General features: G+C 65.1%; 12 protein-coding genes. 6 read left to right on the top strand and 6 right to left on the bottom strand.

Going from position 1 to position 13,210, the window contains the following annotated elements; translation table 11 throughout:
- Positions 1–48: 48 nt before the first annotated feature.
- The 3 genes from E5P3_RS25765 to E5P3_RS25755 all read left to right on the top strand — a co-directional run bounded on the left by E5P3_RS25765 (position 49) and on the right by E5P3_RS25755 (position 3,792).
- Positions 49–996: a universal stress protein gene (locus E5P3_RS25765; RefSeq protein WP_162588559.1), complete on the top strand. Its 948-nt coding sequence runs from the start codon at positions 49–51 to the stop codon at positions 994–996.
- A 162-nt stretch (positions 997–1,158) separates the two neighbouring features.
- Positions 1,159–2,217 carry a 3-keto-5-aminohexanoate cleavage protein gene (locus E5P3_RS25760; protein ID WP_162588558.1) on the top strand — a complete coding sequence of 353 codons (1,059 nt, stop codon included), beginning with the start codon at positions 1,159–1,161 and terminating at the stop codon, positions 2,215–2,217.
- A gap of 18 nt (positions 2,218–2,235) precedes the next feature.
- Positions 2,236–3,792, top strand: coding sequence for an acetolactate synthase large subunit (locus E5P3_RS25755; RefSeq protein WP_162588557.1), 1,557 nt, complete (start codon positions 2,236–2,238; stop codon positions 3,790–3,792).
- Here E5P3_RS25755 and E5P3_RS25750 read toward each other — a convergent pair.
- The gene (locus tag E5P3_RS25750; RefSeq protein ID WP_162588556.1) at positions 3,789–4,808 is read right to left on the bottom strand and encodes an AraC family transcriptional regulator; all 1,020 of its coding nucleotides are present in this window, start codon (positions 4,806–4,808) and stop codon (positions 3,789–3,791) included. The two genes, E5P3_RS25755 and E5P3_RS25750, sit on opposite strands and share 4 nt — an antisense overlap.
- Positions 4,809–5,018: 210 nt before the next feature.
- Here E5P3_RS25750 and E5P3_RS25745 point away from each other — a divergent pair, with 210 nt between their 5' ends.
- Both E5P3_RS25745 and E5P3_RS25740 read left to right on the top strand, forming a co-directional pair.
- The gene (locus E5P3_RS25745) at positions 5,019–5,861 is read left to right on the top strand and encodes a TauD/TfdA dioxygenase family protein (protein WP_162588555.1); all 843 of its coding nucleotides are present in this window, start codon (positions 5,019–5,021) and stop codon (positions 5,859–5,861) included.
- 31 nt (positions 5,862–5,892) lie between these two features.
- On the top strand, positions 5,893–6,888 hold the full coding sequence (locus tag E5P3_RS25740) for a Bug family tripartite tricarboxylate transporter substrate binding protein (protein ID WP_162588554.1): 996 nt from the start codon (positions 5,893–5,895) through the stop codon (positions 6,886–6,888).
- 65 nt (positions 6,889–6,953) lie between these two features.
- Here the strand turns inward: E5P3_RS25740 and E5P3_RS25735 are convergent, their stop codons facing one another.
- Complete coding sequence (locus tag E5P3_RS25735; protein ID WP_162588553.1) at positions 6,954–7,862, bottom strand: fumarylacetoacetate hydrolase family protein; 909 nt, start codon at positions 7,860–7,862, stop codon at positions 6,954–6,956.
- Positions 7,863–7,896: 34 nt separating this feature from the next.
- Positions 7,897–8,871 (bottom strand): Bug family tripartite tricarboxylate transporter substrate binding protein, encoded by a 975-nt coding sequence (locus E5P3_RS25730; RefSeq protein WP_162588552.1) that lies wholly within the window; start codon positions 8,869–8,871, stop codon positions 7,897–7,899.
- A gap of 119 nt (positions 8,872–8,990) precedes the next feature.
- Here E5P3_RS25730 and E5P3_RS25725 point away from each other — a divergent pair, with 119 nt between their 5' ends.
- Positions 8,991–9,761, top strand: coding sequence for an IclR family transcriptional regulator domain-containing protein (locus E5P3_RS25725; RefSeq protein WP_269473994.1), 771 nt, complete (start codon positions 8,991–8,993; stop codon positions 9,759–9,761).
- 32 nt (positions 9,762–9,793) lie between these two features.
- Here the strand turns inward: E5P3_RS25725 and E5P3_RS25720 are convergent, their stop codons facing one another.
- The 3 genes from E5P3_RS25720 to E5P3_RS25710 all read right to left on the bottom strand — a co-directional run bounded on the left by E5P3_RS25720 (position 9,794) and on the right by E5P3_RS25710 (position 13,067).
- On the bottom strand, positions 9,794–10,786 hold the full coding sequence (locus tag E5P3_RS25720; protein WP_162588550.1) for a Bug family tripartite tricarboxylate transporter substrate binding protein: 993 nt from the start codon (positions 10,784–10,786) through the stop codon (positions 9,794–9,796).
- 18 nt (positions 10,787–10,804) lie between these two features.
- Positions 10,805–11,863: a 3-keto-5-aminohexanoate cleavage protein gene (locus E5P3_RS25715; RefSeq protein WP_162588549.1), complete on the bottom strand. Its 1,059-nt coding sequence runs from the start codon at positions 11,861–11,863 to the stop codon at positions 10,805–10,807.
- Between the two features lie 172 nt (positions 11,864–12,035).
- On the bottom strand, positions 12,036–13,067 hold the full coding sequence (locus E5P3_RS25710; RefSeq protein WP_162588548.1) for an AraC family transcriptional regulator: 1,032 nt from the start codon (positions 13,065–13,067) through the stop codon (positions 12,036–12,038).
- Positions 13,068–13,210: the final 143 nt, after the last annotated feature.

Below are 13,210 nucleotides of genomic sequence, written 5' to 3'. Positions count from 1 at the left end.
GTCCGCGGTCGCCTTCATGCACAGGCGCCGCACGAATGGAGTGCGTCAATGCATGCAACGATTCACGGCGAGCGCACGCTCACCGACCTTGACTCGATTCTCGCCATCACCGATTTCTCAGTCGGCACGGATGCCGTCCTCTCCCGCGCGGCGCAACTGGCCGCCGAGCATGGCGCGACGCTGAAGCTCATGTATGTGGCCCCGGCCGGCGAACTTCCTTGCCCCGATGCCGCATGCCGGCTGTCCCACCACGCACTGCAACTGCGCCAGCGCCACGGGATCGACGTGCGCACCGTGAGCCGGACCTTCAACACCGACGACGATGTTGCGAATGCGGCGCGGTGTGCCGACCTGGTCGTCGCGGGCGCGAGCCGCGAACGTTCGCTGCGGTCCTTCCTGCGCGGCCAGCCCGTGGAGCGGCTCCTGCGGGCGGCGCGCCGGGCCGTCCTGGTGGTGAGCCAGGCAGCCGGACCGGCACAGGCGGCCTATCGGCGCTTGCTCGTCGCGGTGGACTTCTCGGAGGCATCGCGCCGTTTGATCGGGGCGGCCTTCGCGCTCGGCAAGTCTGCGCAGGTGGAACTGTTCCACGCCATCAGCACGGCCAACGAGGGCAAGCTCCGGTATGCGGAGGTCTCGGACCAGGCCATCAAGGCGTACCGGCAGGAATGCAGGCGCTATGCCCAGGGCAGGATGTTCCGGCTGACGGATTCGACCGACGCGCGCCGCAACCGCGTGTACTCGGCCATCGGGCATGGCGACCCCGCGCGCCAGGCCATCGTGCAGCAGCAGCACAGTGGCGCCGATCTCATTGTGGTGGGCAAGCATCCGGCCTCCGCGCTGTCGGACTTCTTGTTCGGAAGCGTGGCGCAGCGCGTCCTGCGCCATGCCTCCATCGACGTTCTGGTGGTGCCTCACGACGTCGAGGCTGCAACGCGGGCCGCCGCCGTGCGCCGGCTCGAACAGCGCCCGCGGACGATGCGACCCCTGGGTGGGTGATGTCGCTTCACGGCCGGTGGGTTGGCGCGAAATGCCAAACGGGCGGCGCGATCCGGCAAGCGGCCTTCTGCCTGCCCGTCCTACAGTGAATGCGCCCTCGGAATCCTCACGCCGCCCACGCGGGATGTCCTTGGTGGTCCACTACTCACCGGAGACTGAGCAATGAATTTCCTCGACGGACACCTGTTCCCCGAGAACCAGCAGCCGCTCATCATCACGGCTGCTCCCTATGCGCCGGGCTGGCTGCCCTCCGACTTCCCGGAAGACATTCCCGTCACGATGGAAGCGCAGATCCAGAAGGCGGTGGACTGCTACAACGCCGGCGCGACAGTGCTGCACCTGCACGTGCGCGAGCTCGACGGCAAGGGCTCCAAGCGCCTGTCCAAGTTCAACGAACTGATCGCCGGCGTGCGCAAGGCCGTGCCCGAGATGGTGATCCAGGTGGGCGGCTCGATCAGCTTTGCGCCGGAATCGGAGGGCGCCGCCGCGAAGTGGCTGAGCGACGACACGCGCCACATGCTGGCCGAGCTCGACCCCAAGCCCGACCAGGTCACGGTGACGGTGAACACCTCGCAGATGAACGTGACCGAGCATGCGGAGCTGGCCGACTTCCAGGGCACCTCCCGGGAGATCCCCGCCATCTTCAATGCCTACAAGGAAATGACGGTGCCCTCCCAGCCCGGCTGGGTCGAGGAGCACATCCGCCGGCTGACCGCGGCGGGCATCCAGAGCGCCTTCCAGTGCTACAACATCAACAGCTTCGAGTCGGTGGAGCGCCTGATGCGCCGTGGCGTCTACAAGGGTCCGCTGGTCATGAACTGGGTCGCCATCAGTGGCGGCATGGATGCGCCCAACATCTACAACCTGGCCAATATCGTGCGTGCCGTGCCCGACGGTGCGGTGCTGACGGTCGAAAGCTCGGTTCGCAACGTGCTGCCGATCAACATGATGGGCATTGCGATGGGCCTGCATGTGCGCTGCGGCACCGAAGACGTCCTGTGGAACCAGTCGCGCACGGCCAAGGCGAGCACGGTGTCGCAGATCGAGCAGCTGGTGCGCATCTCGCGCGAGTTCGGCCGCGAGATCGCCACGGCCCGGCAGGCGCGCGAAATCAGCAAGATCGGCGTGTTCTACGATACCGTGGATGAAAGCCTGCAGGCCAACGGCTTCGCCCCCAACCGCAACGGCGGCAACCAGGGCTTCCTGCGCAAGGCCGCCTGAACTTCAAAAGGATTTCCAGTGAACGGTGCCGAGCAGCTTGTACACACGCTCATCGACAACAAGGTCGATGTGTGCTTTACGAACCCCGGCACCTCGGAGATGCACTTCGTCGCCGCGCTCGACAAGATCGAGGGCATGCGCTGCGTACTGGGCCTGCACGAGACCGTGGTCACCGGGGCAGCCGATGGCTACTACCGGATCGCGGATCGCCCGGCGGCCACATTGCTCCATCTGGGTCCCGGGCTGGGCAACGGACTTGCCAATCTCCACAACGCGAAGAAGGCGCGATCCGGCATCGTCAATATCGTCGGCGACCATGCCGTCGACCACCTGAAGCTGGACGCGCCGCTCACGTCCGACATCCACGCCATTGCGGACTCGATGTCCCAGTGGGTCCGCACGAGCCCGACCGTCGATGACATCGCGTCCGATGGCGCCGAGGCGGTGCGCCAGGCGAATGCGCGCCCCGGGCGGATCGCCACGCTCATTCTTCCGGCGAATGTGGGGTGGTCCGAAGTCACCAGTGGCCAGCGGACGGCCAGGGAGGCACCGCCCCAGCCGGCCCCGCAGGACCCGCATGATCTGGACCGGATCGTCAAGGCACTGCGTGACGATCCTCGGTCCACCCTGCTGCTTCTCGGCGATCGCGCGCTGCGCACGTCATGCACGAACCTCGCAGGCCGGATCGCCGCGGCCACGGGCTGCGCGCTGCGTGCGGAGTTCTATGCCGCGCGGCTGGAGCGTGGCGCCGGACGCGTCGTCGTGCCGCGCCTGCCTTACGCCGTCGATGCCGGCCTGGCGGCGCTGGCGAAGTTCAAGCGAATCGTCCTCGTCGGCGCCAAGGCGCCGGTCGCGTTCTTCGCATATCCGAACAAGCCAGGGCGGCTGTCGGCGCCGGCGTGTGAATTCCTGACGCTCTCGACGCCCGAAGACATCCCGGAGGACGCGCTCTCGGCCCTGTGCGACGCGCTGGGGGCAAGTCGTCTTGCGCCGGCCAACGTGGCCGAGCAAGACACGCAGGCGCCCCTCGCCGGCGCGTTGAGCCCCGAAGGGATCGGCCGGACGCTGGCGGCAACGCTGCCTGCGCAGGCGATCGTCGTCGAGGAGGCGATGACCACCGGGCGGGGCTTCGATGCGCTGACCGCGCAGGCCGCCCCGCATGATTGGTTGACCAGCTGCGGCGGCGCGATCGGCTTTGCCCTGTCCGCCGCGGTGGGGGCGGCGATGGCCGCTCCGGAGCGCCGGGTGCTTGCGCTCGAAGGCGACGGCAGCGGGATGTACACGCTGCAATCGCTCTGGACCATGGCGCGCGAAAACCTGAAGGTCACGGTCGTGATCTTCGTGAACCGCGCCTACGGCATCCTGCGGGGCGAGCTTGCGGCGGTCGGCGCTGGAACGCCGGGCGTTCGGGCGCGCGACATGCTGTCGCTCGAGCGGCCCGCACTGGACTGGTCGAGCCTGGCCAGGGGCATGGGTGTGAACGCCACCAGGGCCGGCGACCTCGAATCGCTGGCCCAGGCGCTCGTGCGCTCCTACGGCACGCCGGGGCCGACGCTCATCGAAGCAATTCTCTAGCCTCTAGCGGCCACGGAAAGGTGCTGCTGGCGCCAACCGCTCGGGCTTTGTTCGAAATGCTTGCTGAACCACCGGGTGAAGGAGCTGTTTTCCGCAAAGCCGGCAAGCGCGGCGGCCTCGCTGACCGAGAGCTGCGGGTTCTTCAGTGCGCGGACGGCGACCTGCCTGCGCACGTCGTCCAGGGTCTCCTGAAAGCTGGTGCTGCTGTTCTCCAGCTGGCGCTGGAGCGAGCGCGATGTGCAGCCCAGCGCGCTGGCCACCTGGGCGATGCTGTGGCGCCCGTGCGGCAACAGTGACTGGATGGCGCTTCGCGCCTGCTGCTCGATGGACTTGGGCGATCTGTCGGGCGCGTGCATGTCGATCAAATGCCGCGCGTGCCCCTCCATGTTGCTGTCGTGCTCCGGGTCGAGCGCCTGCAGGTCTTGCGTTGTCAGCACGATGCCGTCGAAGTCCGAGGCAAACACGATGTCGTTGCCGAGCACGCGGCGGTGATGGGCCGTGCTCGCGGGCGGCGCGTGCGAGAAATGCACGCCGACGGGCTTCCAGCCCTTCCCCAGCTGATGGCGGCAAAGGCTCAGCAAGGCCGTGATGCCCAGCTCCATGGGGTGGCGCCCAGGCGTCTCCCGCTCGGTGTCCAGGTGGAGCTGGATGACGGAGATTCCCCCTTGCGTCACCGTCTGCGTGGTGATGGTGGTGCTGAGCAGGTGGTGATAGTCCTTGAGCGTCTGCAGAAGCGTGGCGAGGCTCGCCTGGTGCTGCAGAAGCAGGCTGATCTGCCCGAAGTCCGACAGCCGCCAGCACGAACCCATGAGCAAGCCGAGCGATGCGTTGCCGGCTTGCGCCGAAGAGGCCTCCAGCAGCTGGGCGAAGGCGGTCTCGGGCACCAGCAGGTCGGGCGAGTTCAGGCAGCCGTGGTCCAGGCCTGCCTGCCGGAGCATGCGCAGCGGATCGATGCCGAGTTCTTGCGCGACCTTGGAGTACTTGTTCAGGCTGATGCTTCGGATGCGGGGCGTCATGGTGGCGAGTCCAGGCCCTGACGTATAGCCACGCTGCGCAGGGTGGTCAATGGCGTTAGTACCAGGCGTGACTGGGTAAGTGGGTGTCGTGATCGGTCAAGCCGCTTGCACCGTGTCGTCCGAGAATTCCTCCAGCCGACACGCGCCGCATGATGCATTGAATCTCGAGAGCCGCGGGGACATCGGTCTTCACCATCCAAGGAACAGGCAATGAAAGTCGAGCCATTGACGTGCACCATCGGTGCGGAAGTGTCGGGCGTGCACCTGGGCGATGCGTCGCGCGACGCGGGCCTGGCCAACGAGATCCATGCCTTGCTGCTGCGGCACAAGGTGCTGTTCTTCCGCGACCAGGAAATCACGCGGGCCGAGCACGTGGCCTTTGCCCGCCACTTCGGGGAGCTGGAGGACCATCCCGTGGCCGGCAGCGATCCGGACTATCCGGGGCTGGTTCAGATCTACCGCAGCGACAAGCGCGAGAACTACGAGAACAGCTTTCACACCGATGGCCAGTGGCGCGAGGCACCGCCCATGGGGTGCGTGCTGCGCTGCATCGAATGCCCGCCGGTAGGGGGCGACACCATCTGGGTCAACATGGTGGAGGCTTACAGCCACCTGCCGGACGACATCAAGAAGAAGATCGATGGCCTGAAGGTGAAGTGCAGCATCGAGCACTCGTTCGGTGCCGCCATGCCGGACGAAAAGCGCCGGGCACTCGGGATGGAGCATCCGATGGTGGAGCACCCCGTGGTGCGCACCCATCCGGAGACCGGAGAAAAGATCCTGTACGCCTGTGGGTTCGCAACCCACTTCGCCAACTACCACACGCCGGACAACGTGCGCTACGGCCAGGACAAGACACCGGGCGCCAGCCTGCTGCTCAACTACCTGACCAGCCAGGCGGCCATTCCCGAGTACCAGGTCCGGTTCCGCTGGAAGCCCAACAGCGTGGCCATGTGGGACAACCGCTGCACGCAGCACTACGCGGTCCAGGACTACTGGCCGGCGCCCCGAAAAATGGAGCGCACGGCCATCATCGGCGACAAGCCTTTCTAAGCGCGCAAGCGCAGCAATCGAGGAGACAGAGATGAACGTGAAGAAGCAGGACTACTTGTGGTGGCGTGGACTCGCCCTGGCGGTCGGCATGGGTGTGCTGGGGTGGACGGCAGAGGTCCAGGCCCAGCAGGCCTGGCCCACCAAGCCGATTCGCCTGGTGGTGGCCGGGCCTGCCGGCGGCAGTGCCGACGCGTTGGCGCGGCTGCTGATGGAGGGCATGCAGGACCTGGGCAAGCCCGTCATCGTCGAATCCAAGCCCGGTGCCGCCGGCGCGCTGGCGATCAGCGATCTGATGGCCAACGGCAAGGACGGCCACACCCTCCTGGTCATCCAGGGCGGTGCCGTGAGCGAAACGCCGCTGGCCTACAAGGTTCACTACAAGCCTTTTGCGGACCTGAAGCCGCTGGCCCAGCTCAGCCGCACCGGGCTGATTCTGGTCGCCAACAAGAACCTTCCCATCTCCAACCTGCAGCAGGTCGTGGAGTACGGCAAGTCTCGAAAGGACGGCGTCAGCTTCGCCTCCTACGCGACGGGAATGAAGGGCCACACCTCGGGCATGCTGCTCGGGAAGCTCACGCACATGCAGATGAATCATGTGGGCTACAAGGGGTCTCCCCCGGCGCTGACCGATGTCATGGGCGGCCACGTGCCGTTGATGTTCGATGGGGTGACCACCTCGCTGCCGCTGATCAAGGCCGGAAAGATCAAGGCGATCGCGGTGAACTATCCGACGCGGATCGCCGCGTTGCCCGAGGTGCCCACTTTCAAGGAGCTGGGCTACCCGCAGCTGGCACAAGCAGGCTGGTTCGCCGTGTGGTCTCGCCCCGATGTTCCTGCGGCGGTCCAGCAGAAGGTCCGCGAGTTGACGCTGGCCTATTTCAAGCGGGACACGGTGAAGAGCCGAATCAAGGAAATGGGCATGGAGCAGGGCAGTTCCGAGACTTCGGAAGAGATGATGGCGGAGCTGAAGCAGGCCTATGAGCAGCAGGCTGCGCTGTTGAAATCCATCGACTACCAGCCGGAGTAAAGGCTGCAGGCCTGGGCTTCTGCCGGTGCGCCTGATGGCGGCCGGCATTCCCTATGGCGAGACCGTCAGCTCAAGCGTTCTGCCGTGATTCGATTCTCGACGAAGCCGATACCCTCGATCTCGCAGCGCACGGTCTGGCCCGGCTTCAGAAACTGGGGGGGATTCATGAAGCACGCCACGCCGGCCGGCGACCCCGTGGCAATGACATCACCTGGAAAGAGCGTCATGAACTGCGTGATGTACGACACCAGCTGCTCGACGCCGTAGACAAGGTCGCGCGTGTCGTTTTCCTGGCGGATCTGACCATCAACGGACGTCTTCATCCGCAACGGCTTGTTCCATTCGAACTCGTCCACTGTCACCAGGTGCGGCCCCATGGGATTGAACGTGTCGAAGCTCTTCCCCATGAAATGCACCCGGAAGAAGGGGTTGGACTCGTGCTCCGCAAGTTGTTGGTCGCGCGCCGACATCTCATTGATGACGCTGAAGCCCGCCACGTAGCTCTTGACGTCCGGCTCCTTGATGCGCCGTGCGGTCCTGCCGATGACGACGCCCAGTTCGACCTCGTAGTCGAGTTTCGTCGTCTCTGGAGGATGGATGACATCGTCGGCGCACCCGCAGAGGCTTGACGTAGCTTTCGCGAGAATCATCGGTTTGCGTGGGGGATTGGGGTCCTTCAGCACCGCCCCGGCCTCTGCAATGTGCGTGTACGTGTTGGCGCCGGCAATCAGGAGCTTGCGCGGCACGGGCACAGGCGCTCCGAGCCGGACGTTGTCGATTGCGACCGACGGTATCGAGGCGCGTGCGTCCCAGGCGCGTTCGAGAGTTGCACGCCATTCCTGCTGTTCCAGGAATAGCCGCGTGTCACTGACCGGCCTCATGCAGCCGATGCGCGCCATCGCTGCTTCCAGGTCGAAGACGCGGTCCCCGTCCAGGAAGCCCGCGCGCTCGCGGCCGAAGTCGCCGTAGCTCAAGAGTCGCATGTTTCGTGCCTTTCAGTGGTATTGCTCAGTCGAGCGAGATGTTGCTGGCTTTGATGACAGAAGCCCAGCGGGAGGTCTCCGCCGCCATGTAGCTGGCGAACTGCTCCGGGGTTCCCGTCAACGGATCAACTGCGGCCTCGGCCAGCTTGCGACGGATGTCGGCGTCCTGCATGGCCGTGGCGAAGGCAGTGTTCAGCTTCGCTATGACGTCCGCAGGTGTGCCGGCGGGTGCGACAAATCCTTGCCAGGCGTAGGCCACGTAGCCTGGCACGCCGCTCTCCGCAATCGTGGGTATATCGGGCATCGCGGGATTGCGGCGGTCGCTTGCGATGCCGAGAGCGCGAATGCGCCCGCCCTTCAACTGCGCTTGTGCGGTGGCAATGTCCAGGAACATCGCCTGCACCTGGCCACTGAGCAAGTCGTTGATGGCGTCGCCTCCGCCCTTGTACGGGACCGCCACGAGGTTCAAACCCGCACGCTGTTTGAACAGGTCCATGGCGACATGCAATGGACTGCCCGGGCCTGGCGCGGCGTAGTTGACCTTGCCCGGGTTGGCGCGCGCGTAGGCCAGGAACTCTGCGAGGGTGCTGGCTGGCATGGTGGCCTTGTTGACCACCAGCAGCATCTGGAAGCGTCCCGTGAGGCTGACAGGCGCAAAGCTCTTCTGCGGGTCGAACTTCAGGTTCTTGTACAGGGAAGCGTTCAGGGCGTAGGTACCCATGTCTCCAATGAGCAGGGTGTACCCATCCGGTGGGCTTTTTGCCACCAGCTCGGAGCCGATGGTTGTTCCGGCACCTGGCCTGTTCTCGATCACGATGGGCTGGCCGAGGACCTCGCCCACTTTGCCAAAGACGGTCCGTGCGAAGAAGTCGGTGGCTCCGCCGGCGGGATACGGCACGATGAGTCGAACCGGCTTCGTCGGAAATGACTGTGCAAGGGCCAGGGTCAGGCTGCCTGCCGTGACGACAAGCGCAGCGACGGCGCGCAGTAGCAGTTTCATGATGTCTCCGTCTCGTTGGTTTGAATTGCTCAGGCGAGTCGGATGCTACGAGTGCGACCTAGAATCAAGCGAATTTATTTCGACTTTGTCCGGCTACCGGACAGCAATGCGAGGCACATGTGCGGGGAACCGAAAGAACACTGCTGGTGCTGCGCACCTTGAACCAACGCAACGGCTCGAGCGTTGCCGAGATCGCTGCCGCTACGCGCATCTCTCGACAGGCGATCTACCGGATCTTCGAGTCGCTGGTCGCGGACGGATACGTGCGCCGCCGCGAGAATCCCGAACGCTACGACCTCACCGCGCTCGTTCGCTCTCTCAGCGAGGGTTACAAGGAAGAGGATTGGATGCTGCAGGTGGCCAGTCCGGTCCTTGAGCGACTCCAGCAGCAGGTGGTCTGGCCAACCGACCTGGCCGTGTTTCAGGACAACGCGATGTACCTGCGCGAGACCACGCGACGCCGGAGCCCGATGACTATCGATGGCATCACTGTGGGAACAAGGCTGCCTATGCTTCTCACCGCGACGGGCAAGGCGTATCTTGCGTATTGCCCCGCAGGCGAGCGTGACCTCATTCTGAGCAACCTGCGTGCGTCCTCGGCACCGGAAGATGCCCAAGCCAAGCAGCCGCGCATCATCAACGGTGTTCTTGCATTCACGCGGCGGCAAGGTTATGGCGAGCGACGGAACGAATTTGTCGCGAAGACTTCGGCGATTGCTGTGCCGCTCATGCTCGATGAGCGTGTCATCGCGTGTCTCAACATCACCTTCATCGCGTCGGTGATGACGCCAAAGGAAGCAGCGTCGCGCTATCTCAAGCTGATGAAGGCCGCGGCCGCCGAAATCTCGAGCGCGGCCCAGACCACCAAGCTTGCCGGTTCGACAGGCTGAGCGGTCACGATTCGCATTCGGATGCGGAAGCCTCACTCAGGCGCGATCTTGAGCTGGAGCTTCCTGATGATGGCCTGGTTGTGCGCCGTGGTCGAATCCAAGGTCTGCCGAAGCTGGTCCAACGAGGCATCCTGCGGAAAGTCCAGGCCTTGGGCGGCCAGCGCTGCGCGGAACTTCGGTGTGCGTACGACTTTTGCCATCTCGCTCTGGATTCGATCGACGATCGGCCTGGGCGTGCTGCTCAAGACGAAGACACCGACGCTCGCGTGAGGAAGGACGAAATCGGGCAACCCCAGTTCGCCGAAACTCGGCACGTCGGGCAGGTGCTGGGAGCGCGTCGACGAGGCGACCGCATAGGCCTTGAGCTTGCCGCTCCTGATGTGCGGCACGACGTTGCTCACGACTTCGAAGGTCATCTGAACCTGGTTTCCCAGCAGGTCGACCAGGATGGGCGCCGAGCCCTTGTACGGAACGATCAGCATGTCGTTGCCGCTCTTTTCCCTCAGCATTTCGCCCATGAGGTTGGAGCGTGTGCCGGCACCGTGGTTCGCTACGCTGACCGATCGGGGGTTGTGCTTGGCGTAGTCGAGCACTTCCTTGATGGTGTTGGGCGGAAAGCCCGCGTTGGCGACCAGCACGTGGATCATGCTGCTGGCTTCTGCGACGTAGGTGAAGGTCTTGAACACGTCGTACGGCGTCTTCACGACCAGGGGGATGTCGGACATGATGCTCGACGGCCCCACCATCCAGGTGTGGCCGTCGGCGGGGGCCGCCATCACGGCCCGCTCGGCCACCACGGCCGAGCCGCCTGGCTTGTTCTCCACCAGCACGGTCTGGCCCAGGTTCGGCCGCAGCTGTTCGGCGAGCAATCGAGCCACCAGGTCGGAGACGCCGCCGGGCGGCGCGGGCACGATGAGCCGGATGGGCTTGTCGGGCCATTGCTGTGCCAGCGCAGGCGGAAGTGCTGCCGCCCAGGACAGGGCAGCGATCGTGAGAGTTCGCCGTGTCAGGAACTTTGAAACCATGTCAATTCCCCCAGGGGTTCAGATCGGCTTGCGCAGGAAGCCCTGGGTGCCCCCGTTGCGGTTGGGCGCGAAGCCGTTTTCCCGAAGCGTCTCGTCCGCAGTCTCGTAGAAGACGTCGAGCTTCAAGATGTCCCGTGCCTGCTGCGCTGTCGCGATAGGGCGGCCGAGTTCGCCGGCGATGCGCACCAGTTGCCTGATCTGCTCGACGGAGCTCATCTTGCCGGTGCGGGTCTGGTTCCAGAGCACGTCCTCGATGCCGCAGCGCACATGCAGGCCCAGGGCCATGCCGATCATGTTCACGGGCAGCACGTTGAGCACCGAGCTCTCCACCGTGATCACCGAACCATCGGGCGCGGCGCGCAGGAAGTTGGCCAGGTTGTAGATGTTCGCCTGGTCCATGCCGCCGCTGATGGCCACCCAGTTCATCACCAGCGGTCCCTTGTAGACGCCGCGGCGAATCATCCGCTCGATCGTCTCGAAGCTGTTGATGTTGTAGCACTGGAACGCACTCTGGATTCCCGCGGCCGACAGGCGCCGGATGTGTTCCTCGGCCCAGCTGGGGTTCGAGGGAACGATCATGTCCCTGTAGGTGCTGTAGAGGTGCGGGAAGCCGCGCGAAACGCCCTTGAAGTCGTCGATGCCTGCATGCTCCGTCACGTTCATCTGCGTCGTGTTGACGGTGACCGTCACCTGGTCGGGCTTGGGCGTGAGTTCGGCCAGCATGTGCCGCGTGTCGTCGCTCAGCCACTTGGCAGCCGCGCCATCGTCTTCCGGCGCGAAGCTGATGGAACCCCCCACCTGGATGACCATTTCCGGCACGCGGGCGCGCACCCCGGCGATCAGCTCGTTGAACATGGACAGGCGCTTGCTGCCCTTGCCGTCGGCTTCCCGCACATGCAGATGCAGCACGGTGGCGCCGGCTTCGTAGCAGTCCACCGCCTTCTGGATCTGGTCTTCCATCGTGACCGGGATATCTTCCGGGAAGTCTGAGGGAATCCAGCCCGGTGCATAGGGAGCGGCCGTAATGATCAGCGGCTGCTGGTTCTCGGGATACAGGTGGCCGTCGAGGAAGTTCATGTTGATGGGTCTCCAAGTTGAAATGCGAGCACGGGGGCGAACCGACGCGGCAAATCATCTCCCCGTCATCGCGCCCATGCTTGACATTGCATGCCTCGTACTTGGCTTTTCATGACATCGGTCCGCCCCTTCCGGGCGGTGCCGGCCGGCTACGCCTGCGCGACGCGCAAAGTCATCGCGCTTCGCGTTGCCCGCGCTGCCGGGCGGCGCGGGCAGCCCGGCTCTCCTTGGCGCTGCAACCGAACTGCGCCTGGTACCAGCGCGAGAGTGCGCTCGGCGCGGAAAAGCCGAGGAGCATCGCCACCTCGGTCAACGGACGGTCGCTCTCGATGACATGGCGCGTGGCGAGCTCCTTGCGGATCCCGTTCACCATCGAGGAGAAGTCCTGCCCCTGTTCCGCGAGCCTGCGCTGGACCGTGCGGCCCGCCACGCCCAGGTGCTCGGCCACCTGTTCGATGGTGCAGCGCCCACTGGGCAGCAGCAGCAGGATCGTCCGCCGCACGTCCTCGAGCATGGTGGATCTCTGCGGCATGGCAGAGGCGTCGAGCAGCTGCTGCGCGTAGCGCGCCATCGCCGGATCGGCGGACGGGTTGCGGGCATCGAGGTCGGTCTTCGCGCAGACGATGCAGTTGAAGTCGGAGTCGAACTCGACGCAATGGCCGAACAGCCGGTGATGCACGCTGGCATCGCGCGGTGCCGGGTGCTCGAAGCACACGCGCCGCGGCTGCCAGTCGGCCCCGAGAAACTGGCGCATCAACCGCAGCATCACGCCGAGGGCCAGCTCGATTCTCTGGCGCGTGGGCTGCTGCGCGTTGCCGGCCTTGACCTCCTCACGGAGAACGACCACGCCGGCGCGCTCCTCGATCATCAGCGACAGCGAGCCATTGAGCAGGAGCTGGTAGCGCATCAGCACGTCGAGCGAGTCGCGCAACGTGGCCTGGTCGCGGATCAGCATCCCGACCGCGCCGAGGTTGGACAGCCGTCGCGATTCGGCCATGCACAGACCGAAGCTCTCGTTGCCCGACATGATCGCGGACGCCTGCAGCAGTTGCCCGGCGCACTCGACCGGGATCATGAGGTCCGGCTCGTGCAGCACGCTCGGGCTGAGGCCCGCGTCAAGAAGCATCCGGGCGGGGTCCAGGCCACCGGCACGCGCGACCTCGCTGTAGTTGGTGAGGCACGCAGCGCGGACCAGTGACGACATCGGAGAAGCGGGATGGGAATTGGCATCGAAGGATAAGTGCCAGTCATGCATTGTCAAGCGAGAGAAGCCCGACACAACCACACTCCGAGGCATCAACGCGCATTCGACAACAGGAGACAAGCCTCATGACGCAAGAGATCAAA

The sequence above is a fragment of the Variovorax sp. RA8 genome (genome assembly GCF_901827175.1).
GTDB lineage: Bacteria > Pseudomonadota > Gammaproteobacteria > Burkholderiales > Burkholderiaceae_C > Variovorax.
Note: the sequence above shows the minus strand (reverse complement) of the source record. Positions and strands in the feature narration are given on the sequence as shown.